Source organism: Treponema sp. UBA753 (assembly GCF_002297325.1).
Taxonomy (GTDB): Bacteria; Spirochaetota; Spirochaetia; order Treponematales; family Treponemataceae; genus Treponema_D.
The window spans coordinates 1-24,643 of record NZ_DBKJ01000128.1 but is presented as its reverse complement, the minus strand read 5'-3'; the positions used below and the strand labels follow the sequence as shown (position 1 = coordinate 24,643).

16 protein-coding genes are annotated in these 24,643 nt (G+C 39.8%); 9 read left to right on the top strand and 7 right to left on the bottom strand.

Annotated elements, in window-relative coordinates:
- The first annotated feature begins 218 nt into the window (after positions 1 to 218).
- Both rny and B4C08_RS10175 read left to right on the top strand, forming a co-directional pair.
- On the top strand, positions 219 to 1,748 hold the full coding sequence (gene rny / locus B4C08_RS10180) for a ribonuclease Y (protein ID WP_296665068.1): 1,530 nt from the start codon (positions 219 to 221) through the stop codon (positions 1,746 to 1,748).
- A gap of 112 nt (positions 1,749 to 1,860) precedes the next feature.
- Positions 1,861 to 3,054, top strand: coding sequence for a hypothetical protein (locus B4C08_RS10175; RefSeq protein ID WP_296091036.1), 1,194 nt, complete (start codon positions 1,861 to 1,863; stop codon positions 3,052 to 3,054).
- 169 nt (positions 3,055 to 3,223) lie between these two features.
- Here the strand turns inward: B4C08_RS10175 and B4C08_RS10170 are convergent, their stop codons facing one another.
- The 3 genes from B4C08_RS10170 to aepX form a co-directional block, all read right to left on the bottom strand.
- Positions 3,224 to 5,059: a 2-aminoethylphosphonate aminotransferase gene (locus tag B4C08_RS10170; RefSeq protein ID WP_296665066.1), complete on the bottom strand. Its 1,836-nt coding sequence runs from the start codon at positions 5,057 to 5,059 to the stop codon at positions 3,224 to 3,226.
- Positions 5,059 to 6,198: a phosphonopyruvate decarboxylase gene (gene aepY / locus B4C08_RS10165; protein ID WP_296665064.1), complete on the bottom strand. Its 1,140-nt coding sequence runs from the start codon at positions 6,196 to 6,198 to the stop codon at positions 5,059 to 5,061. The genes B4C08_RS10170 and aepY overlap by 1 nt, the downstream gene beginning before the upstream one ends.
- 190 nt (positions 6,199 to 6,388) lie before the next feature.
- Positions 6,389 to 7,690 carry a phosphoenolpyruvate mutase gene (gene aepX / locus B4C08_RS10160; RefSeq protein ID WP_296665062.1) on the bottom strand — a complete coding sequence of 434 codons (1,302 nt, stop codon included), beginning with the start codon at positions 7,688 to 7,690 and terminating at the stop codon, positions 6,389 to 6,391.
- A gap of 312 nt (positions 7,691 to 8,002) precedes the next feature.
- Between aepX and B4C08_RS10155 the strand changes: the two genes are divergently transcribed.
- From B4C08_RS10155 to B4C08_RS10140, 4 genes are all read left to right on the top strand, one after another.
- Positions 8,003 to 8,890: a sugar phosphate nucleotidyltransferase gene (locus B4C08_RS10155; RefSeq protein WP_296665060.1), complete on the top strand. Its 888-nt coding sequence runs from the start codon at positions 8,003 to 8,005 to the stop codon at positions 8,888 to 8,890.
- A gap of 27 nt (positions 8,891 to 8,917) precedes the next feature.
- Positions 8,918 to 9,661 carry an ABC transporter ATP-binding protein gene (locus B4C08_RS10150; protein WP_296665058.1) on the top strand — a complete coding sequence of 248 codons (744 nt, stop codon included), beginning with the start codon at positions 8,918 to 8,920 and terminating at the stop codon, positions 9,659 to 9,661.
- Positions 9,662 to 9,706: 45 nt separating this feature from the next.
- Positions 9,707 to 11,347, top strand: a complete 1,641-nt coding sequence (locus B4C08_RS10145) for an ABC transporter permease (RefSeq protein WP_296665056.1) — start codon at positions 9,707 to 9,709, stop codon at positions 11,345 to 11,347.
- Positions 11,348 to 11,445: 98 nt separating this feature from the next.
- On the top strand, positions 11,446 to 12,420 hold the full coding sequence (locus B4C08_RS10140) for an extracellular solute-binding protein (RefSeq protein ID WP_296665054.1): 975 nt from the start codon (positions 11,446 to 11,448) through the stop codon (positions 12,418 to 12,420).
- Between the two features lie 142 nt (positions 12,421 to 12,562).
- Here the strand turns inward: B4C08_RS10140 and B4C08_RS10135 are convergent, their stop codons facing one another.
- Both B4C08_RS10135 and yidC (B4C08_RS10130) read right to left on the bottom strand, forming a co-directional pair.
- A complete protein-coding gene (locus tag B4C08_RS10135; RefSeq protein WP_296665052.1) occupies positions 12,563 to 13,795 on the bottom strand; it encodes a CDP-glycerol glycerophosphotransferase family protein in 1,233 nt (410 codons plus the stop codon).
- Between the two features lie 28 nt (positions 13,796 to 13,823).
- A complete protein-coding gene (gene yidC, locus B4C08_RS10130; RefSeq protein ID WP_296665050.1) occupies positions 13,824 to 16,532 on the bottom strand; it encodes a membrane protein insertase YidC in 2,709 nt (902 codons plus the stop codon).
- Between the two features lie 177 nt (positions 16,533 to 16,709).
- Here yidC (B4C08_RS10130) and B4C08_RS10125 point away from each other — a divergent pair, with 177 nt between their 5' ends.
- The 3 genes from B4C08_RS10125 (at position 16,710) to B4C08_RS10115 (ending at position 20,459) form a co-directional block, all read left to right on the top strand.
- Positions 16,710 to 17,660: a TAXI family TRAP transporter solute-binding subunit gene (locus B4C08_RS10125; RefSeq protein ID WP_296665048.1), complete on the top strand. Its 951-nt coding sequence runs from the start codon at positions 16,710 to 16,712 to the stop codon at positions 17,658 to 17,660.
- A gap of 14 nt (positions 17,661 to 17,674) precedes the next feature.
- Positions 17,675 to 18,190: a DUF1850 domain-containing protein gene (locus tag B4C08_RS10120; RefSeq protein WP_296665046.1), complete on the top strand. Its 516-nt coding sequence runs from the start codon at positions 17,675 to 17,677 to the stop codon at positions 18,188 to 18,190.
- Between the two features lie 214 nt (positions 18,191 to 18,404).
- Positions 18,405 to 20,459: a TRAP transporter permease gene (locus tag B4C08_RS10115; protein WP_296665044.1), complete on the top strand. Its 2,055-nt coding sequence runs from the start codon at positions 18,405 to 18,407 to the stop codon at positions 20,457 to 20,459.
- 353 nt (positions 20,460 to 20,812) lie between these two features.
- Here B4C08_RS10115 and yidC (B4C08_RS10110) read toward each other — a convergent pair whose 3' ends face one another.
- Together yidC (B4C08_RS10110) and B4C08_RS10105 are read right to left on the bottom strand one after the other, a co-directional pair.
- Positions 20,813 to 23,515: a membrane protein insertase YidC gene (yidC, locus tag B4C08_RS10110; protein WP_296665043.1), complete on the bottom strand. Its 2,703-nt coding sequence runs from the start codon at positions 23,513 to 23,515 to the stop codon at positions 20,813 to 20,815.
- Between the two features lie 100 nt (positions 23,516 to 23,615).
- The gene (locus tag B4C08_RS10105; RefSeq protein ID WP_296665041.1) at positions 23,616 to 24,620 is read right to left on the bottom strand and encodes a glycosyltransferase; all 1,005 of its coding nucleotides are present in this window, start codon (positions 24,618 to 24,620) and stop codon (positions 23,616 to 23,618) included.
- Between the last annotated feature and the right edge of the window lie 23 nt (positions 24,621 to 24,643).

Sequence of the window (24,643 nt, the reverse complement as noted above, 5' to 3'; positions counted from 1 at the left end):
ACCGAGTTTCTTTCAGAAACATTGCAGGGTCAAGCCCGATAATAACAATAAAGTATAAAATTCAGCATTCGCCTTTTTTAAGCTTTTCAAAATTTATTTGACTTTTTAAAGTTATTTTCTTCTATATAATAAACTATACTATTTGACATTCTCTTTCTTATATATTACTATAATAAATCAATTATTCTAACTAGATGATAGGAGAAAATGAAATGTCAATGAATTTGATATTGTTCATTGTTCTCCCTGTAGCAGGAATACTTCTTGGATGGACAATTCGCTGGGTTTATGCCAGATTTCAACTTTCCGCCTCGGAGCAAAAAGCCGAGCGCGTTAAACAAGATGCAATAAAAGAAGCGGAAGCTCAGAAAAAAGAGATTCTTCTTCAGGCAAAAGAACAACTCATTCAGGACCGTAATCAGCAGGAAAGGGAGAATCGTGAACGCCGTACAGAACTGCAGCGTTATGAAAGCCGTGTAAACAAAAAAGAAGAGCTTTTGGAGCAACGGAGCCAGGAGTTTGAAAAGCGCGACAAGGAATTTGCTTTAAATGTGGCGGAACTTCATAAGCGCGAGGCTGTTCTTTCGGAAGAGGAAGGAAAGCTTCGGGTTGAGCTTGAAAGAATTTCGGGGCTTACTGCGGAAGAAGCAAAATCGCTTATAATCAAGAGCCTTGAAAATGACGCCCGCCATGATGCTCAGTCTTTGCTGAACAAGATTGATCAGGAAGCCCAGCTTAATGCTGAAAAGAAAGCGCAGGAAATTCTTGTTTCTGCTATTCAGCGTATCGCCACGGAAACTACAAGCGAAATCACAGTCGCAACAGTTTCTCTTCCAAGCGATGAAATGAAAGGCCGCATTATCGGGCGTGAAGGTCGCAATATCCGTTCTTTGGAAACATTGACAGGCGTTGACATCATTATTGATGATACTCCGGAAGCTGTTGTTATCAGCTGCTTTGATCCTGTAAGAAAGGAAATTGCGCGTGTGGCTTTGGAGCGTCTTATTATTGACGGAAGAATTCATCCGGCGCGCATAGAAGAAATTGTTCAAAAAGTTACCCGCGAGATTCAGCAGAAGATTTATGAGGAAGGCGAAAAAGCTTTGTTTGAACTTGGCTTGCATAGCATGAGCCAGGAAGCGATAAGAGCTATAGGACGTCTCTACTTTAGAACAAGCTACGGACAGAATGTTCTTACGCATTCTAAGGAAGTTGCGGAACTTGCAAGCATTCTTGCTGCGGAAGTTGGAGCAAACAGGGAACTTGCAAAACGCGCTGCTTTGCTTCATGACATTGGAAAAGGCGCGGAAAATGACAGCGACCAAAACCATGCGGAAGTCGGAGCGGAAATGGCACGCAAGATGGGCGAAGATCCTCGTGTTGTCAATGCAATTGAAGCGCACCACAACGATTGCGAGCCTCAGACTATAGAAGCTGTTATTGTTCAGGTTGCCGATGCAATAAGCGCAGCCCGCCCTGGAGCAAGGCGAGAAACTGTAGATAACTATGTTAAACGTCTTGAAAATCTTGAGGAAACTGCAAAGAAATTCAATGGTGTAGAGCAGGCTTATGCAATTCAAGCTGGACGTGAACTTCGTATTCTTGTAAACAATGATAAAATTCCGGATGAGCAGGTAAAAGATCTTGCAAAACAGATTGCAAAGCAGATTGAAACTGACTTGCGTTATCCTGGAAGAATCAAAATTACAATGATACGCGAAACCCGCATTATTGAATACGCAAGATAATTTTTAAGCCCTGGAAACACTACTTCCGGGGCTTTTTTTATAATTTCTTGTGTTCTTGAATGCTTCAAATAATTTGTTTGACAAAATGCGTTTTAGGGTACAGGATTTTATTATGACAGATGTTGAAAATCTTGAAAAAATAATTCGTGATATTTTTGGTGTAAGAAAAATCATCAAGAAAAAGCGGAACACAAACAAATGCATTCAACCTCTTAATATTTATCCGCTGAATATGTTTGCCTTCAATTTTATAAATCGTCTGACTCGGCTGAATGAAAAATTCAAAGGCAATAAAGCTGCGCTTAATACAATCTGCGAGCGTGTAAAAAATCTTGGCGAGGCAAAAGATTCAGGCTGGGCAGGACCTTACAGCGAGCTTGTGGCTTTGGATTTTTATTCGCAATTTTCAGAGTTCCTTGGAATTTCTTATATAAATCTTCTTGAAATAAAGAAGCATAAAGAAAGCATTCCTGCAATGAACGGGCAGAAAGAAAAAATTGACATTGACTTGTGCCTTTCACTTAAAAATGAAAAGCTTTTTACTGATGTCAAGTCGTTTAACTGCGTTCACCAGATTATTTTTGATCGGATTTTTGAAGCGGTGGAAAATTATGCGGCAAAGGAATTTAAGAAAAATATTTTAATCGGTGTAGACAACCTTTCAAGTCTTGATTATCTTGATGTAAAGAATTCTCTTGTTTCAAAACGGCATGAAATTGAAAGGCTCTTGAAAAATGCAGTGAAGAAAAATCAGAATTTTGTTTCGTATTCTTCTGATTCAGGGCTGGCGTTTAATTTTAGAATCAGCTGGCCGGGCGAGATTTTGACTGTAAAAGACTATTCTCCGTTTGCAATGGCACAGGCTTACAGATATAAATTTCTTGACTACGGAAACAAGCTTGTTGACAACGAATATTCTCTTATAACAATGGTAAAAAATCCCTGGTTTAATGAAGAAACTGTGGATTTTGGAAATTTCAACAATATGTTTTACCGTTCGTTGAGTCGCCGCACTTTTATGGAGCTTGCAAAAAATGATTTTCCTGCAAAAGATTACTCTTCCGCCTATAAAACTGAAAAAATAAAAGTCTATGATGTTTCAAAAAGCATTGCCGGAATCGTTTTTATTGATGACAACAGCGTGCGCTCAAAGTACTACAAAAGCCTTTATTCCGCTTACATTTATCTGAACCCGAATTACAAAAACAAAACGCCGCTTTCAATCCGCAACATAGAAAAATTTTTCCGCAACAAATACGAAGTTCAGATAAAAGACTTCGATGACTTCAAGTGGGATAATTATTAGAAATCGGGGCTGTCTAATAAGTTCTAAATGCCATTGTCGCACTTGATACTGCGATATTTGCATAGCAAACTCGGTTAGCAATCTCTAAATGATTGCAATATATGCATTTAGATTTTCGGGTCAAGCCCGAAAATGACAAAAAAGATGCTTTTGGACAGCCCCGACTTTTTTAGCAAACGCCAATTGATTTCATGTATTCTTTTAGAACTTTAGTAAAACGTTGCATTTCTTCTGGCTTTATGTCGCCCATATTCGCGATTCGGAATGTGTCGATGTTGCCAAGTTTTCCCGGATAAATTGTGAATCCCTGTTTGCGTGCAAAATCGTGCATTTTGTTAAAGTTGTATTTTGGAGTTTCTGGAATCAGAATTGCGGTTATAAAATGCGACTGGTTTTCTTCTTTTACAAGCATTTTCAGACCGATTTCTTTTAGGGCTTTTACTAAAATTTTCCAGCATTCAGTAAAGCGTTCAAAGCGTTTTTCAATAGTTTCCTGCTTTGTTTCGGTTATTGCCTGGCGCAAAGCGTAGAAAGTCTGAACCGGTGGCGTGAATCTTGTCTGCTTTGTTTCCTGGAAATATTTGTACTGGTCATAAAGATTCAAGTAATAGTTTCGCATAGGCCAGTCTTTTTGTTTTAAAAGCTCGTCTTTTTTGCAGACAACAAAACCGATTCCTGCCATTCCGCCGATGTGCTTGTTGGAAGTTGCAGCACCAAAATCAATCTGGAGCTTTTCAAGGTCGATTGGCATCCCGGCGTATGCGCTTACGATGTCGCATACAGTTGTCATTCCGTATTTTTTTGCCATCGGACAGATTTTTTCAAGCGGATTCAAAAGTCCTGTTGTGGTTTCGTGGTAAACAACTGCGAATGTTGTGTATTTTTTTGATTTCATCTGGTTTTCAAGAGCTTCAAGGTCGATTGGTTCGTATGTTGAAGATTTGAAAATATCTGTTTCGATTCCGTAGACGCCTGCGATTTTTGCAAGTCGCGAGCCGTAAGAGCCGTTGTCAACCACAAGAAGTTTTCCGTCCGGAGGAACGCAGCTTGAAATCATTGCTTCGTCAGCACCTGTTCCAGAGCATCCGAACATTACAGTTGTGTATTTTTCTGGATTTGCAACAAAAGAAGTTAAATCTTCTGAAACTTTTTCCATCAGATTTCCAAATTCAAGTTCGCGAGGGCAAATATCTTTTACAACCTGAGCATATTTTACGCTATCAGTCGTTGTGGAAGGACCTGGATTTAAAAGAATTTCCCGCTGGACTTTTCTAAGTTCTTCATTTTCTTTGATGCGCGGATAAATCAATGTGTTTGCCCTAGTAAGCATTGCTTCGTCATCGATTTCTGTCCAAGCATAGTATTCAATTTTGTGTACATAAATCGGGTCATCTTTCGCAATTTTCTTGAAAACTGTCTCGTAGTCGATTTTTGCGTTTTCTGCGCGTGTCTTGTCGTAAAAATCTACCATCTTGTTCAAAAATTCTTTTGAAACTTTTGAGATTCCTACAAGTTCTCCCGCAACATTCTTTATTTCCGCCTTGTTTTTGCTTACGCCGCTAAGAACACCGTTTTCGTCCGTTTCAAGGTAAACTTCGTCCTCGCTGTTTGTTTTTCCGGAAGCAAGGATTACGTTTTTGCGGCTGTCGTTGTCCAGCACAAAAAGCCCGATTGAATCGTAGACAAGGTCGCTTTCAAGAAGAAGGGCAGAGTCTTTTACAAAAGGCGCGCAAACTTCAAGAGTTCCCATGCTGCTTGTGTTCTGGTAATTTACATTTCTTACAGTGCGGATACAGTGATATTTTTTTGCAAGTTCATCGTAGTATTCGTAGCAATGTCCAGTTCCGATGATGATTTCTTCAACGCCTGCAGCAATCAGTTTTTGAACAGAACGTTCCACCATCGCAATTCCGTCAATTTCAATAAATCCTTTTGGCATGGCTTTTGTTCGTCCGCCGAATCTTGAACCCAAACCGCCTGCCATTATAACTGCTTGTCTTATCATTATTTTAAAAACTCCATAAATGCTTTTTTGTTTTCCTGCGGAGTTGATTTTGGCCGCCCCAAATCCTTCCGCGCGCCTTTGCTGACTTTTACTTCAACAAAAGTTAGTTCGTTTGTATTATCATCAAAGGAATTCTTGATTTTGGCAAGAACTTCATCCAGTTCTTTTGCAGTTTTTGCTGAATAAATTCTTTTGTAGCGGCAGGCTTTTGCGATTTCCGGCAGATTTATTTCAAGTCCGACTGTCGGCTGTCCGCCTACAGAATCGTGTGCGCCGTTGTTCATTACAAAATGAACCATGTTTTTAGGACTTCTTGTGCCGACTGTAGCCATTCCGCCCATCTGCATTATTGCAGCGCCGTCTCCGTCAATACAGAAAACTGGGCGCTCAGGCTTTTGCATCGCAATTGAAAGCGCAATCTGAGATGCGTGTCCCATTGAGCCGACTGTAAGAAAATCTTTTTCGTGGCCCATTCCGTGTTTTTCGCGCAGTTCGTAAAGTTCGCGGCTTGCCATTCCAGTTGTGGAAACAAAAGCGGCTTTTTCTGGTGCAGAGAGCATGATTTTTTCAATTGCTTCTTCACGCTTCATTTCTGCAACAACAGGAATATTGTTTTTGAGCGTATATTCTTCAAAAGTCCCTTTGCGGATTACAAAAGCGTAAGGCGCACTGTTTGTTTTCATGTAATCGTATGCTTTTTTCAACTGGGCGGAAAGTTTTGATTCGTCTTCGGTTAAAATCTCGTAAGGAATCTGCATTGCGTCCAGAAGCGCACAGGTTACTTTGCCCTGTTTTACGTGTTGAGGCTCGTCGTGAACGCCAGGTTCTCCGCGCCAACCAATAAAAATTAAAAGCGGAACTGAATAAACGTCCGGGTCAACAAGCGAAAGAAGCGGATTTATCATGTTTCCTTCACCGGAATTCTGCATATAAATCAGCGGAATCTTTCCTGTGGCAAAATGGTAGCCAGCCGCAAGGGCAGTCGCGCTTCCTTCGTTTGCGGAGATTATGTGTTTTTCGGCGGGCGCATTGTCTGTGACGTATGCGCAAAAAGATTTTAAGAGAGAGTCTGGAACGCCGGCAAAAAAGTCTGTTCCGTTTTTCAAAAGGTCGTTGTATAAAGTTGAAGGTTTTATCATAAAATTTTCCTTTTTTGTAATTTTAATTTTAAATTTTGATAATTGAGAAAGAAATTGAATCAGCTACCAGAAAAAGCGCGTCAATTCGCCATGCGGAGTCTAACAAGGTGTCATGGCAAGGTTGCCGCTTTCTTTTTCTTCTTGCTTATTCAATTTATTTTTTCAGCATTAAAATTTTCTATTCCAATTCCTATTTTGTTCCCGGAATCAGCTCAAGGATTTCTTTGATTGGCATGCACATTCCGTCTGTTTCAAGTGAGCGTTCTGCTTCTAGTATTGTTTCTGCGCATTTTTTCATTGCCGGGTACGATGAACGCAGCATATGGTTCGCGTAGATAATCACGTTTGCGCCCCATTCTGCAAGTTCTTTTTCCTTGAACTGGTTGTAAGTTGTAGGAACAAGAACAATCGGGATTTTGTCATATTCTTTTCTGAATCGCTGGCAGAATTCTTTTATGTCCATTCCGCTCTTGTCCTTTGAATGAATCATAATTCCATCTGCACCTGCCCGCACTGCGGCAAAAGCTTTTGTAAGAGCTTCGTCAACAGAATATCCTGCGATAATTTCTTCGATTCTTGCGATAATCATAAAATCTTTTGTAACTTGCGCGCGTTTTCCTGCACTGATTTTTTCGCAGAATTCCTCTTCTGTTGCAAGAACCTGCTTGGCTTCAGTTCCAAAAAGCGAATTCTTTTTAAGCCCTTTTTTGTCCTCGATTATTACCGCGCTAACACCGTTTCGTTCCAAAGTGCGGACTGTAAAGACAAAATGTTCAGGAATTCCGCCCGTGTCGCCATCGTAGATAATCGGCTTTGTTGTGCATTCAAGAATGTCTGTAAGGCTCTGCATTCGCGTTGTAAGGTCAACCGCCTCAATGTCCGGCTTTCCTTTGCTTGTTGAATCAGTTAGCGAAGAAGACCACATTCCATCAAACTGGTGGATTCCGTCCTCTTTTGTAACGCTTGCATGCTCCGCAATAAGCCCGGAAAGCCCCGAATGAGCTTCCAAGATGCGAACAATTGGTTTTGCTGCAATCAGTCTGCGCAAAGTCGCGCGCCTAATATCCGGCGTTGTTCCAATATCTTTTGCGTTTTCAGCAAGTGCAGTTGAGTTGATTCCCTTTGTGTACGGAATTTCTACAATCTGACCGTTCCATTCCTTTATCACCGCAAAACATTCCTCGCGGATTTTTGAAAGATAATTCGTTTTCCAGTCGTCGCCGTGAATCATAAAATCAGGTTTGTATTTTTTTAAGTTCGGAACATAGCTCCAGTCATCCTGCGGAACAACACGTGCAACACCTTTTATGTCTTCAACAACTTCTTTTCGCTGCTCGTAAGTCAAATACGGAAGTCTCTTGTGGCTAGCAATCGCGCTGTCCGTCAAAAGTCCAATCGTAAGCTCACCCAGTTTTGCACCTTCCTTGATAATATTGATAATTCCCGGGTGAATAATATCGCCTGTGATTCCCAGATAAACTGTTTTTGGCATGAAATACCTCTCAAACTGATAAAAATAAGGGCGGTTCCAAAAGTTTCGCCTCCGCTCAACTTTCGGTCGCTACGGTCATGGTTTCGCTATCGCTCCATTCCTCAACTTTGTTTCGGAAAAAGCCTCCGGCTTTCCATTCTCATCGCTACCGCATTTTTCCAAAATAGTTTGTTAATAAAAAAGTGTCAAGTTAACTTGTTCAAAAATTAAAATTTTTGTATATTATTTGAACAGGAAACAAAGAAATCTGTGTAAAAATTGTACTAAAATACATAAAAAATTGATTTTGTTGAACAAAAAACGGCGGTTTTTGTGCTTTCAAAAAAAGAATTCGACATTTTAAGTCTTGTCGAGGCAGAAAAAAAGAAACTTTCTCAGCGTCAGATTGCAAAACTTACAGGTTATTCTGTTGGAACTGTGAACACAACATTTTCTGAGCTTGTGGAAAAACATTTTATTGATGGCGACAAAATTTCAGAAAACGGCTTGAATGCGTTGGAGCCTTATAGGGTTCGGCGGGCGGTTTTTTTGGCGGCAGGTTTTGGTTCGCGTCTTGTGCCGATTACATTGAACACTCCAAAGCCTCTTATCCGCGTTCATGGAAAAATGATTATAGAATCTTTGCTGGACGCGGTTGTTTCCGCAGGAATAAAAGAAATTGTTCTTGTGCGCGGTTATCTTTCCGCCCAGTTTGATCAGCTTAAATACAAATATCCAGATATAAAATTTGTGGAAAATCCGGCTTACAACGAAGGAAACAATATTTCTTCACTTTTGGCGGCAAAAAATTATCTGGAAAACGCGTATATTTTGGAATCCGACATAATCTTAAAGAATCTGCGGCTTGTCTCAAAATATCAGTATCAGTCAAATTATTGCGGAGTTCCATGCGAGCGCACGGACGACTGGTGTCTTTCTGTTGAAAAGGGCAGAATCAGCGGAGTAAGCGTTGGTGGAACTGACGGTTTCAGGATGGTCGGAATTTCATACTGGACGGAAGAGGACGGAAAAAAACTTGGCGATTGCCTTGAAAAAGTGTACAAAATGCCAGGCGGAAAAGAACGTTATTGGGATTCAGTTCCTTTAACATATTGCAACAGGGATTTTAATCTGGTTGTGCGCAGCTGCTCGTTTGAAGATTTTACAGAAATTGACACTTACAATGAACTTAAGGCAGTTGATGGCGCATACAATGTATAACGCAAAAATCGTAAATAAGGACGGAAAATGTTAGAAATCAGTGGAATAAAAAAATCTTTCGATGGAACTACAGTTTTAAACGACATTTCTCTTGAAATCGGAGATTCCCAGATTGTTTCAATTTTGGGTTCTTCTGGTGGCGGAAAAACAACACTTTTGAACATAATTCTTGGACTTCTTCAGCCTGATTCAGGAAAAATTGTTTTTAACGGAAGCGACATCACGAACACACCGATGGAACGACGCGGATTTAACATTGTTTTTCAGGATTACGCGCTTTTTCCGAATCTTACAGCATACAAAAACATTGTCTACGGTTTGCGCAATTATCCTGACCGCTCATCGAAAGAAGAAATTGAGGCTCTGATTGACCTTCTGGAACTTCGCGAGCATCTGAACAAAAAAATCGATCAGCTTTCAGGCGGACAGAAGCAGCGCGTCGCTCTTGCTAGAACAATGGTTATGAAGCCGAAAATCCTGCTTCTGGACGAGCCGCTTTCTGCTCTTGACGGAGTAATCAAGGAATCAATAAAGGAAAAAATCGTTACAATCGCAAAGGAATTCCATCTTACAACAATTATTGTTACCCACGACCCGGAAGAAGCCCTTACAATCAGTGATAAAGTTCTTATCCTGAACAAGGGAAAAATCGAGCAGTTCGCTGAGCCTTCAGAAATAATCAAAAATCCGAAAAGCCAGTTTGTGAACGATTTTATCTTAAAGCAGCTTGAAGTTAAGAAGAACAACATCTACAAACTTTTCAGTCTTTAACACTTTGTGTGCAGCGGATTTTGGACTTCAAAAAAGGAATTTTCAATGACAAAAATAAAAGATATGTTCAAGGAAATAAGAAATAAGCAGATGCGCGCGGCTTTTTACGTTGTGCTTCTTTTCTTTTTCATTTTTATTTTCATTCCGGGAATTGTGCTTTTTAAGAATGCGTTCACGTTAAATTCTGGAGCGTTCAGTTTTAATAATGTGGCTTCTGTCTTTGCCGGCGGAAAATTGCGGACAGCTTTTGCTCACAGCGTGAATGTTTCTCTTTTAAGTGCGCTGATTACAACGGTTCTTGCCTTTGTTCTTGCGTATACAGTTAACTTTACAAATATTCCGATTTGGACAAAAAAGACTCTGCGGACTCTTGCGGTTTTTCCGATGCTGATTCCTACAATCACCTATGGTTTTGCGATAATCTATTCATTTGGAAAAAACGGACTTCTTACAAAATTGATTGGGAAGCAGTTCTTTGATTTTTATGGATTCAAAGGATTGATTTTTGGCTACGTTATCTATACTTTTCCTATTTCATTCACTCTTTTGACAAACACAATGGCTTATATTGACAGACGATATATTGTTGTGTGCCGGCTTATGGGCGACAGCCGCCTGCGCAGTTTTTTTACCGCGGTAATCCAGCCGCTTTTGGGAACGATTGCGGTTTCTGTTGTGCAAAGTTTCTTTTTGGCGTTCACTGATTTTGGTATTCCAGCTTCTATCGGCGGTCGGTATACGGTTGTCGCAGGGCTTTTGTACAACACAATGCTTGGAAGCCTGCCGGATTTTCATCAAGGCTCGGTGATTGCGCTATGTATGCTTTTTCCTTCGATTGTAAGCATTCTTCTTTTGAATTATCTCCAAAAATTCAATGTGCGATACAATAAAATCGCAATAAATGACAATCAGCCGGATATTTTCCGCGATATTTTGTGGACGTTAGTTTCTGTTGTTATCTGCGTTTTGATTCTTTCTTCTTTTGTTGTGGTTTTTGTAGCTCCATTTGTCGCAGAATGGCCGTACAACAACACTTTTACCCTGAATCATTTTGTCTCTGTCTTTAATGATAAATCCCTTGTGCGCGTGTTCAAAAATTCCCTTGTGATGAGTTTTTTCACCGCAGTTTTTGGAACTATTCTTGTTTACGCTAGCGCGCTGGTTTCAGCCCGGAACAAAGGCTTGATTCACGGAACAAAGATTATTGAGGCAATTGCTCAGGTTTCAAACACGATTCCAGGAATGGTTCTTGGTATCAGTTTTTTGCTCGCATTCAGAAAAACTCCTCTGCACAACACGCTTGCAATTCTTGTCTGCTGTAACTTGGTTCACTTTTTTGCGACTCCATATCTGATGATGAAAGCGTCTCTCGACAAAATGAACATTTCATGGGAAACGACCGCGCGCATTCTTGGCGACAACTGGATAAAGACTGTTGCCCGGATTATTACGCCGAACGTTATGCGCACTCATCTTGAGATTTTCTGCTATCTTTTTATAAACGGAATGGTCACCGTTAGCGCAGTGGTTTTTCTTGCCGGAGCTAGAACAATGGTAATCACCACAAAAATTCAGGAACTTCAGCATTTCGCAAAATTCAACGAGATTTTTATACTTTCACTTTTGATTCTTGCAGTGAACCTTGTGATAAAAAGCGTAAAAGGAATTGTTAACAGAAAACAGTAAATTCTAATTTACAAACTGAATTTTACAAGAATGTGAATAAATCGTTATATTGATTTAACATTTTGTAGCAATAATAAAAAAAACTTTATGGAGGAAAAATGAAAAAAATCAGATTTTTTGCCACGCTTTTGGCGTGCGCTGCACTGTTTTCTGGCTGTACAAAGAAAAATCAGGCGGAAAAGCAGGTTATTATTTATTCAAATGCTGATGACGAGGCTGTTGTTTCTGTAAAAAAGGCACTTGATGAAAATGGATTTGCTGGAAAATACATTTTTCAGTCGTTTGGAACAAGCGAGCTTGGCGGAAAACTTTTTGCTGAAGGTTCAGACATTGAGGCAGATCTTGTTACAATGAGCTCTTTCTACATTGAAAGTGCCCAGCAGATGAACAATATGTTCAAGGATTTGACTTTTGCGGCAGATTCAACAGTTGCGCATCCAGCGTTTTATACTCCGCTACTTGCCCTTCAAGGCGCTGTGATTGTGAACACAAAACTTTTGAATGAAGACAAGATTCCTTGCCCGAAAAGTATAAAAGATTTAGGAAATCCTGAATACAAAAATCTTGTTAGCGTTGTTGACCCTATGGGAAGCACAACTGCATGGCTTATGGTTCAGGCTCTTGTCTCAGAATATGGGGAAGACGGTGCAAAAGAAGCCTTAAAGGCAATCTATAAGAACGCAGGTCCGCACCTTGAACTTTCAGGTTCTGGCCCGATAAAGAAAATCCGTTCCGGTGAAGTTGCTGTGGGTTTTGGACTAAGACATCAGGCTGTTCGCGACAAAAAATCCGGCCTTCCTATTGATTTTGTTGACCCGACTGAAGGAAATTTTTCTCTTACAGAATCAGTAGCCGTAATCAACAAGAAAAAATACAATCCTCTTGCAATGGAAATGGCCGAATGCATCATAAAAAACGCTCGTGCCGACATCATAAAGGATTACCCGGTGGTTCTGTATAAAGGTGAAACCGTTGACGCAGAAAATCAGGCGACAAACAGCAAAACATTCCCGGAAACACTCACAACAGAACTTCTTAAAAAGCACCAGGAACTAAGCGAAAGCTGCAAATAAAATTTTACTTAAAAAATCCATAAGGGCGAAGTCTCGCCCTACGTCCGCACTTCGTTGCGGCCTACCCACTCTCCTAGGGGCTTTGCCCCTAAAACCCAAAAAAAATCCTGCGGAATTTTTAGTTGTCTGCAGGATTTTTTACTTATTTATTTTCAATCTTGCTGATCATAAAATCAACAATATTTTTTCCAGCTTCGCCTTCGTGCATCCAGGCTTCGGCTTTTGCGGCGTGACGGGCTTCTTCAAGTTCCTTGCTGTCGCTTACAGACTGAATGACTTCTTTTATGTTTGAAAATTGTTCTTCCTTTAATTCTGTTCCGAACTTTTTCAAAACTGAATACTGCCACAATTCTTTTCCGTCCAAATCGTAGGCATCATATGGGCGCAAGTCAATTCCGGCATTTACGTACATAACAGGCTTGTCGCAAAGGAATGTGTAGTCAAAAATGATTCCAGAAAAATCAGAAATCATTATATCGGCTTTTTTCAAAGAGAAAATATTCTGCCGCTCATAGTCCCACACAACATTCGGATTGTCCTTATAGCGCTCTGTAAGGCGGTCGAGCATTTCCGCCTCTGATTTTTTTGACTGCGGATGTGGACGTACGATGATTCGCCATCCAGTTTTAGCAAGCGGGTCAAGAAGTTTTTCACCGTATTTTTTAAGAATTCCCACATCTCCCCAGCTTGGAGAAACAAGAACTGTAAACGGATGGTTTTCTTCCGCCGGAATATCCGCGATATTCTGTTTGTACACGTCAAGATAAGGACATCCAACTGTAACAAGCTCTTTTTTGGTGATTCCACGTTTTTCTTCAAGATAACGAATGTCTGTCGCCTGGTAGTCGCCGGTAAGAAGAACTGAGTCAAAAAAATCCAAGCCAAAAAGTCTGTAGGTTGTGGCATCGTTCGGCATGTGAAGAATGTGCGAGTAGTGCTTTACGTTTTTACTTCTTTTTAATTGATAAACTTGAAGTCCTGGAGTTGTCATAAGAACAATTCCTGCGCTTAGCATATTTAATTTTGCAAAAGCAGTATTTCCTTCACCGATAAATTCGGCTTTTACATAATTGTATTTTTGCTCAAAAATCGGGTCTGTCTTAGAAGAAGTAAGATATTCAAGAGGAATTTTTCTTTTTTCAAATTCCTCCACAACTGGTTTGAAAGTATTCCAGTACTGGTTTCCTTCGTTGTAAATTACATACGGCTTGTAAGAAGAGTCAAGTTGAATTTTGCCATCTTTTTTTCCTGACAAAAAAAGCTTGATTTTTAAAAGAAGTGCTTTTGCCAAGAAAAATAGTGTTGCGGCTGCTCCAATTAAAATACTAAAAAGCATTGAGCCCGTGCCAGGATCAATGTAAAGTGGTAAAATCATTTTTATCTCCTAATAAAAATTTGCAAAACTATTTGATTCCTTTCTGCCAGTTTTTGGCTTCAAAGAGATTTTCTGAAATTGTGTACCAGTCATCTTCTGGAACTGTAAATATGTTCAGACCGTTTTTTCCAGGATGCCAGTTGTGTGTAAGAACAATTCCAGAAGCTTTCTTTTCTGCTGGTGGAATTTCCTTGATTTCTTTGCCTGTTACCGGATTTTTAGGATTTTTTATAATTCCTTTTGTCGCAATCGCTGGAACATCTGCGTTTGTCATAAAATCTTTATTTACGGTAAGTTTTCCTTTTGCATTAAAATCTTTTACCAAAAGAAGCGGATGGTTGTGGTCAGGATTGTATCCTTGAGGAAATTCTGCCTGTTCAAAGTCGAGTTTGAATCCTTCTGAAGTTCCGATTCCGTGATCAGCAACAAAAATAATGCGCGAATTATCGTAGCAGTCGTTTTCCTTTAAATACTGAATCCATTCTCCGAACCGTTTGAATGCGGCAATATTTCCAGAAGCGCAGCTGTATTTTTCAACTTTAGAATGAGTTTTGTCTTCAATATTGATTGCAGGAACATAATCCGGTGCCTGAAGTTTTTGCCCTGAATGGGTTGTGTCGTTTACTATTGCAAAGAATTTGTTTCCTTCAGCTGTAAAATCTGTAAGTTCTGGCATATAGTCAAGCGCCGAATAATAATCGATAAATTCCATTATGTCAGAAGTCTGTTCGTCGGAAGACCACCATGCGCCATCATCATATACACTGTCGCGCGCAAAAAGTGGAACTGCCTTAAAAAGACTGAACCATACAAGGTTTCGTTTAAGGCATGTGCTTGTGATATTTGGTCGCACTTTGTCAGGGTTTTGTTTTACCCAAAGATCTGTGTATTTTCGCTCAACATTGAAACCTTCGATTTTTTCATAAGGTGAACAGATTGACATATCAGGAATCCAGCTGTAGTTTGCCCAGCTCAAGTCCGAAACTTGCGCTGTAAAATCTGCTTGTTCGGTAAAGATTCGTGGAAGCGTTAGAAGCGCTTCGTTCTGTTTGTCAATAAGACGTTCTGTTTTGCGTTTGTTTATTTCTGCAGGAGTATATTCGTAGCCGCCAAAAAGCGGTGGAGCACCAAGTAATGTTCCTTGGTTCCAAGAGGCTGTGTTGTGGTAGAGCGTGAATCCGTCGTAAATGTCATACAATTCTGGGAAGGCTTCAAAAATCGGTTGAACATAAGAATTTTCTGCGCGGTCAAGCATGATTACGAACACATTTTTTCCTGTTTTTGAAACGTGGTAAAGCGGAGTTATTGTGTCAACTTCCTGCACATCATCGGCAACAGTTCTTTTGTATTCTGAATATCCATTTTGAATCTGCACAATGTGAACAAGCGAAAGTCCTGCTTCTGCGATAAGAACCACCGCAAGAATTCCGTTCAAAACTTTTTCTTTTTTAAATTTAAGAAGAAGAAAAGGAATGCAGGCCGCAAAAATTATGCATAACAAATTAATGATTATCTGCCAAAACTGTGCGGAATCAATATTTTCAGCAAAAGTTATAAGACGCGAAAGAGTTCCGTAGTTGCCTGAAAAAACAAATGCGTCAATCAAGGCAACAAAAAGCAGAACCGGCATTACAACTGCGAATCCGGCTTGGATGCGTGCGTTGAACAGAAAGTAAACACAGCTCATCCAGAACACAAAAAGCCCGAAAGTCTGTGTTGTGGAATTGTAGATAAAATAAAGCGGCGAGCCGTGTCCGTCAATATTTGAAAATTCAACAGGGGAAGAACCTATTATGAATGAAGGAATTACAGTTCCTGCGAAAAGGCAAAGCGCAATGCTTGAAACAAAGAAAATTCCAAACCGTGCTTTTTTGTTTTCTGTGAGCGGTTTTAAAGTTGTGTCCAAAAGATGCGAGATGAATTTTACAACAAAAGGTACTGCCAAAAGCAAAGTTGCAACTGTTGCAAGCAGAATTCGCTTGTGTAAAAATCCATGATGAACAAAAAGAACGTAGCCGTCTAAACCGAAGATTGCGGCCGCAAAAACAACATACAGAACTTTTGCAGGATTTTTAATTTTATAGAAGATATTTTTTACAAGAGAGAAAACATTGTTCATCGTCCAATAAAGAACGAGTCCTGCTGGAGATGAATAAAGAATTACAAGGAAAATCAGCGCCATTGCGTAAATTGTGATCTTGTCCTTGAATTTGAATCCTTTTGTGTAAATCGCACCAGCAACAATATTTATGAGCGTCATCGCGATTGGAAGCACATTGATTGGAAATCCACCGATTGAAAAAAGCGCGTCCTGTGCGCCCATGTCTTTTATAAAAAGGAACGAATAGCCGCGCAAAGATTCAAGGTTTGAAAGAAAAGAATATGCCGCCATAAAAAACGGAATCTGAATCAAAAGTCCGAATGATGAGCGCAATGCCATAAGCGGATGGTAATGATTTTCTTTGTAGAAAGTTGTAAGAATCATGTACTGCTCATCGCCTTTAAAAACAGACTTGATTCGCTGGATCCCCGGATCAAGTTTTTTCTCTGTGTCACGCTGAATCTGCTGCCAATGCTCGGCCACAATATAAAGCGGAAGACAAAGAATAGAAACTGCAAGGCTTACTCCAATAACCGCAATTCCTTCGTTTTTGAAAACGCTGTCAAAAAGTACAAAGGAAAACTCGATTATCTGAATAAGCGGATAAATTATTACCGTGTAAAGAAAATTTAACATAAAGAAAAACCTTTAATTAAAGATTTGAAAGAAAATTATAATGAATAATTTCTTTTTAGACTAGATGATGTGTTTTTTTTTGTTACACTGATATTAAAGTTTTTCAAGCTAATTGAAAAAAAATGCAATTCTATAGTATAATTCAGCGTATTTTTTGTTGATTTTTTGGAGGTTTCTATGAAGAAAATTGTAAAACTTGGCGCGTTGTTGATTTGCGCGGGGCTTGTGCTTTCAGGCTGCTCTAATGCTAAAAAAGACTACATCCTTGCGACCGGCGGAACTGGAGGAACGTACTATCCGTTCGGCGGCGCAATTGCAAATATCTGGAATACAAAAATTGAGAATATGAACGTTACGGCTCAGGCGACCGGAGCTTCAGCAGAAAATCTTCGTCTTATAAACAAAGGCGAAGCTGAATATGCGATTGTTCAGAACGATGTAATGGACTACGCTTACAACGGAACAGATCTTTTTGAAGGCGAAAAGCTTGAAAACATCATGACAATCGGAACACTTTATCCTGAGGTTGTCCAGATTGCGGTTTCAAAGGACAGCGGAATAAAATCTGTCGCAGATTTCAAGGGAAAACGTATTTCTGTTGGAGACGCCGGCTCTGGAGTTGAATTCAACGCAAAGCAGATTATGGAAGGCTACGGACTCACATTCGACGACATCAAGAAGAGCAACCTTTCGTTCAAGGAATCCGCGGAAGGAATTCAGAACGGAACTTTGGACGGCTGCTTTATCACTGCCGGTGTTCCAAACGCGGCATTGCAGGAACTTGCATTCACGGCAGGACTTACTCTTGTTCCGGTTGACGGAGAGGCTGCAAAGGAAATCTGCGAAAAATACGGATACTACACTCAGACAACAATTCCTGGCGGAACATACAAAGGAACTGATTCCGACACCCAGGCGCTTGCAATCAAGGCGACACTTGCTGTAAGCGCAAAACTCGATGAGGAAATTGTCTATGAAATGACAAAGGCATTGTTTGAAAATCTTTCGGACCTTGCGACTGCCCACGCAAAAGGTAAAGAAGTTTCCGCTCAGTCTGCTGTAACAGGAGTTTCTGTTCCCTTCCATCCGGGCGCAAAAAGATATTTCAGCGAGCTTGGCTTGAACTAATCCGGCGGAAATATTTGTCTAAAAGGCTTTTTACAGTTCTTATTTCAGTTCTTTTTGCAGGGGGAATTTTTATTTTCCCTGCATTTCCCGTTCTTTCAGTCAGCAATAGAAAAGAAACATCGCAAAGATTTTATTCTATGAACGGCTTTAGGAACGGCTTTGCGATTTCCTATACACATTCGGTTAACAAAGGCCGCGTAAAAGATTTCTACAAGGCGAAAGGGCGCAATCTTGTGTGCGGCAGAACTGTTTTTGTTTCTTACGGGGCTGGAATTCCTGAGCCGCAGGAAATGCCCGGCGCGGTTTTTGCATCAACTGATGAAGGCTACGAGATTTCAAATATAAACAGGACTGTTGAAAGGTTTGTGATGGCTGTAGGAATTGTTGCGAACCACGCGGTTTCTATTGAAGATAAAAACGGAAAATACACAGATTATTTTCTTGCTGATTTTTTTGAGCCGCAGACAAGCATAGTCTTTCAGATAAAAAACGTCTCGATTGCTGATTATATTTTTCATCATATAAAATAGGTCGAATGTCGAGTTTTAGGATTTCTTGAAATTCCTAGTCATTATCGGGCTTGCCCCTGCGATGTTTCTGAAAGAAACTCGTTTGATAATCCGTTGGAAATTTTCAGCAGATTGCTAACCGAGTTTGCTAAGCAAACATCGCGGTGTCAAGCACGGCAATGACAGTAAATTTACAAAACTCGAAATTGAATCAAATAAATTATAGGAGGTTTGAATGGCAAACGACAAAAACAAAAACTCTAATGACTACATCGAGCAGATTCTTCCTACTTCAAACGAAGAAGAAATGAAGAGAATGATGAAGGAGCTGGACCGCGAGCAGTCTTACCGTGAGCATAAATGCTGGCGTCAGTATATTACAGTTTTTATTTCTGTTATTTTTGTGATTTTCCAGTTGTATGCGACTTTGTCCGGAGCAATCACGGCGCAGGTTCTTCGCGCGACCCACTTGGCTTTTGTGCAGCTCCTGGCGTTTCTTCTTTTTCCGCCTACAAAAAACAGTCCGCGCAATACGCTTCCCTGGTACGACATAGTTCTTGGCTTGATTGGAGCGGCGTGCTGGCTTTATATTGTCGTGAATTTTGACTTGCTCGTAAGACGCTCCGGAAACAACACGCCGTTGGATGTGGCAGTCGGAATTGTCGGAATCCTTGTGCTTTTTGAAAGCTGCAGAAGAATTGTAGGGCTTCCGATTATGATTATAGCCGGCTCGTTCATCGTGTTCGCGTTCGCCGGAAAATATCTTCCGGGATTTTTGCATCACAGGGGATATTCGCTTCAGCGTGTCGTATGCCATCTTTTTTACAACACAGAAGGAATCATGGGAACTCCGATTGGCGCCTGCTCTACATTCATTTTCCTTTTTATTCTGTTCGGTGCGCTTCTTGAAAAAACCGGAATCGGACACTTTTTTATTGACGTTTGCAATGCGCTTGCAGGAGGAGCGAGCGGCGGACCTGCGAAAGTTGCGGTCTTGTCTTCAGCTCTTTTGGGAACAGTTTCAGGCTCGTCTGTCTCAAACACTGTAGGCTCAGGCTCGTTTACAATTCCGATGATGAAAAAACTTGGATACAAGGGCGAATTTGCAGGCGCAGTTGAGGCGGCCGCTTCCACAGGAGGTCAGATAATGCCGCCAATCATGGGAGCCGCAGCGTTTCTTATGGCGGAAAGCCTTGGACTTCCGTACATCACGATTGTAAAGGCGGCGGTTGTTCCGGCGATTCTTTACTTTACAGGAATCTTTATAACCGTTCACCTTGAGGCGAAAAAGCTCGGGCTCAAAGGACTTCCGAAAGATCAGCTTCCGCGCTTTATGCCTCTTCTTCTTAAAAAAGGCTATATGATTCTTCCGCTCGTTGTGATTATCTATTTTCTCTGCGCCGGAAAGACTGCGGTTTTTGCGGCGTTAATGGGAATCATCGCCTGCGTTCTGGTCGGATTCGGAGTTTCTGTCTCTGACTTGGCGCATGGACACAAGCCTTCTTTCGGCGGAAAAGACATTGTTGAAATCATGTGCACTGCCGCAAGAAATATTATCAGCGTGGCAATCGCCTGCGGAATGGCTGGAATCATAATCGGAATCGTAACGCTTACAGGACTTGGGCTCAGGCTTGGAAACGGTCTTGTCATGCTGGCGCACGGAAAACTTTTATTGACGCTGGTCTTTACAATGGTTGCCTCCATAATTCTTGGAATGGGCGCTCCTACAACTGCGAACTACCTTATCACCTCCACAATCACAGCAGGAGCAATCATAAGCCTTGGAATAGAGCCGCTTGCGGCGCACATGTTCGCATTCTATTTTGGAATTATCGCCGACGTTACGCCTCCTGTAGCGCTTGCCGCAATAGCCGGAGCCGCAATCGCAAAAGCCAAACCTATGAAAACCGCTATAAATGCAACCAAGCTTGCCATAGGCGCGTTTATAATTCCTTACATGTTTGTCTACAACAGCAAAATGCTTATGATAAACGCCTCCGCGCTTTCTGTTGTCATGATAATTGTAACCGCGATACTCGGAATGTTTGGAATCAGTGTTGCGCTTGAAGGCTACGGGTTCAACAACACAGGCTTCTTCTACAATTCAGGAAAAGGCAAGACGACAAGAATTGCATTTGATGCGCTTGAAAGGATTCTGTTCGCCGTCGCAGGCTTGCTCTGTGTAATCCCGGAAGCAAAAACCGACATCATAGGTGTAAGTCTGCTTGCAGCCCTCATTGCATACCAGCTGATTCTAAAAAAAGTGCGCGGCGCAAAAGCGACTGTATAAAGTTTGAAGAGATGAGCATATCCCATGTTTGCTAGAAAGACATGGGATGTTTTTGAAAGTAAAAGATAAAAAGAAAATGGGGAAAAGGAAAAATCCATAAAAGTTATAAAAAAAAGCGGTACTAAAACATTTTCAATGTACCGTTTTTTTTATTTGTCTTTAATAGGCTCAATTTCAAGTTTTAATAAAAACAGCTACTAAACAGTTATTCCTATGCTAACAAGGCTGTCATTGCCGTGCTTGGACACTGCGATGTTTGCACAGCAAACTCGGTTGGCAATCTTTCCAACGGATTATCAAACGAGTTTCTTTCAGAAACATCGCAGGGGCAAGCCCGATAATGACACTAAAATTTAAAACTCGACATTCGACCTAACAATATAATGCGACCAATTTTTGTCATCAAAAATATTATCTTTTACGGTGTACCATTCATCATCTTTTATATTGAACCGTGTGTTTTTCCTGATTCTTGTGCTTTCAGCAGGGGCGTTTGACATTTTTATAAAGTCGTTCTTTGTTATTCCCCCCCCCACGGAATTTACATCAAGAGGATTTTTTGTGAACGGATTTACTGCTTTTCCGTCAATGTCTTTTAATGCAAGGGCAGGAGTGTCGGCGTTCGTCATAAATGTGTAGACTTCTTTTAGATTGCCACGGCTAAAAAAATCTTTTACAAGTAATGTGGCAGTCATATTCTCTTTGTAGAATGGAAAGTTTTGAGTTTTATTATCAAAAACTCCTGTATCGCGACTCATTCCATGGTCAGAAACAATGATGATTTTTGTATTATCGTACAAATTGTTTTCTTTTAGGAAATCTATAAAGTCTGCAAAACGCTTTAAGACTCCAACCATAGAAGAATAGGTTTCATCTTTTCCACCTGGACCGAAATCTGTAACATTTTCCACAGGAATATAATCTGGTGCCTGCAAAAGAATTGATTCATGGTTTGCCTCGTTGTCCAACAGGAAGAATGCATTTTTTTCAGAGGAAGAATCAAACAGTTCTGGAAATAAGTCAATTTCTGAATAATTATCAATGAATTTCGCATTGTCTTCAAATTTGTTGTAAGAAATCCAGTATTTCTTGTGGTAAATAATCTGGCGCATGAAAGGTGGAACAATCTTTAAAACGCTGAACCAGATAAAATTTCGTTTGATTCCTTCGCTCATGAACGGAGATTTCTTCATATTGTTACGTGCATACCAAATATTTGAATACGCTCCATGAGTTGTAATGCGATTTATAAAGTCATATCCTTTGTACATATACGTAACTGGCTGCTCAAGATAATTTTCGTAAGGAAGGTCTGCAACTGTAACATTCCAATTATTCTGGTTAAAAACAATTGGCATTGTAAGAATTGCCTCGTTGTGTTTCTGCTGAAGAGTTTTATCCGTTCTTCGGTTCATTTCAAAAGGAGTGTAGTCGTAGCCTCCAAAAATTCCAGGGGTTCCAATCATAGTAAGTTTTCCAAATGATACCGTATTTGGATACCATATAAAACCATCAAGCCGTTTCCTTAGCTCAGGATTGTTTTCAAGTATTTTTGGAATCAGTGGAGAAAAAAATCTGTCCTGCATAAGAATAATAACATTTTTTCCTTTTTTTGAAAGATGGAAAATAGGCTCAATTTTTCTTGAAAAATCAGGTGCTTCCATTTTTCTGAACGAAGTTTGCACAGAAATAATATTCTTTCCAGAAATTGCCACAAGGGAAATCAAGAAAATTGTGCAGAGCGAATTTAAAACTTTTGCCTTAAAAGAAAAAGCTACGGCCACCAATGACAATATTACCGCCATGCACAGAATATTTACAAGAACAATTTTTATGCCAGGCATAAAATGCTGCGGAGTCATAAAAAGAAGATTAGGATTTACAGGCCCGTAGTTTCCTGAAAAAGCGAAGCAGTTCAGCAGTGCGGAAAAAGCCACAAAAGTGAACAGGAATGTAAGGACTTTCTTTGTCTTTGAAGAAAATAACGCATAAAAACAAAATGGCCATACAACAAAAAATCCAAGAGACTGAAAGAATGTGTGCCATATAAAATATAGCGGAGAAGTGTAGGAATCAACATAGCTGTACTGTTCCGGCTCAGACTGCATTAATATAGAAGGAATTGCAAGTCCTGTAAGAACTGCAAGTATAAATGCCGAAATCAAAAAGACTGAAAGACGTAGCTTTGGATTTTCATCAAGGATATAAAAGTGGCTTTCAAAAAATGAACCCAAGAACTTGGCTGCAAATGGAGCAAGCGGAATCAAAATTCCAGTAAAAACGAGCATAATGCGGAAAATCAACTTTGTATGCCTGAAGAAAACTGTTCCGCATAAAATTAAGCAAATACTTACAATACAAGCAATTATATATAAAACTTTCTTAGGATTTCTTATCTTGTAAAAAATATTTTTAACTAAAGAAAGAACGTTGTTCATTGTCCAGTAAACAACAAGCCCCGCCGGAGAATTATAGAGCAGAAGCAGAAAGACTGCCGCACACGCGTAAATCTGTATTTTTTCAGAAAGCGGATGCCCTTTTGAGTAAATCAAACCTGCAACACAGTTTATTATTGTCATTGCAACCGGAAGAACATTTACTGCAAAAGAACCAATGTGAAAAGTCGCATCCGGCTCGCCGAAACTTTTTATGAACAGAAAAGAATAATTTTTCAAAGGCTCAAGGTTTGAAAGAAAATTATATGCCGCAATAAAAAACGGAATCTGAATCAAAAGGCTGAAAGACGAACGCAAAGCATAAATAGGATGATAATGGTTTTCCCTGTAAAAAGTAGAAAGAACCATATACTGCTCGTCACCCTTGAATGTGCTTTTTATTCGTTCAACGCCAGGCTTTAGTTTTTTCTGGATATTTCTTTCGGTTTCCTGCCATTGTTCTGCAACCATATAAAGCGGAAGTGTGAAAATTGTGACAATAAAACTTAGACCGATTACCGCAATTCCCTGATTGCCGGTTACTTCAAAAAATAATGAATAAAAAAATTCCGTTAACTGAACCAGCGGGGTTATAAAAATCTGATAAAGAGCTGAAAACATAATTTTTATTATAGTAAATTATTGGTTTTAATACTAGATATTTCGAATCTCTAAAGTTTTAGATTATTCCAAAAGGTGAACTTAAGATTGGAAATTTACACTATTTCTTTTTCTTTAATTTTTTAGCAAAATTCCTAGATGCCCTGCAAATACTTTCTAGAACATTAAAAAGCCACGGCAATTTTGATTTTATATCTGCAATCGTAAAAATGAGGGGGGACTGCATTATGCTTACAATTCTCTGGTCGTTTATCAAATGGACTTTATTGAACTGAAATTTAGGATTTAATATCATCTTAGAAACATCTGCTGGAATTCCACCAAAATCTTTTACTTTTTGCTGTATATTTTTTTCTGCAAGTTTGTAGTATGGAATGTAATTTTTACCGCCTTCGCTTGAAAAATAATGTATAATTTTTGCGTTTTCAAGGTATGCAAGTCCGCCTTGGCTTAACTGGCAGTTCCAAATTCCGTCAAGTTCTTTTATTATTGCTCCACACTCAAGACTTGCCTCGTTAAATGCTGGCTGGTCATGATGGTCATGCTTTTCTGTGAAACACCATGTCCATAGTTCATTCCACTTTTTAAAAAATTCTCTGCTTTCTGGACAATCTTTAAAAAGCATAACACCGCTATTATAGTGTTTGCCAGTTTTTTCGCTTGCAGAAAAGCCAAGTTTTTTTTCACGCTTTATAAAGTAGTCTTTGTGCTTGTGTTCTGATAAAGGAACATGACCGTCCAAAACGGCTGAAATTTTTGAATTCTGAAGATTGTTTTCAATTGAAGATAAATCATCACAGATGATTGTGTCGCAGTCTATAAAAAGAAAATCGCCTGATATATGTTCTGGAATTGTAGTTTTTAGTATTCTTGAGCGTTGTATATTTGATACAGAGTCATCGAAATTTACTGTTATGATATTTGCGCCCTGGTTTATCAATCCAAGCCTTTTATTTGACGAAGAAAAGGAACTGCTAGTCTTATTATCAGTTAAAATGAATATTTGTGCATCGGGAGTATGATGTCTTAGTGAAAAAACTGACATAAGGCACTGTTCATAATAGAAATCATTTGGTGTGGAAGTTAAAACGTAAACATATTTCATCATATATACTTATATCACTTATT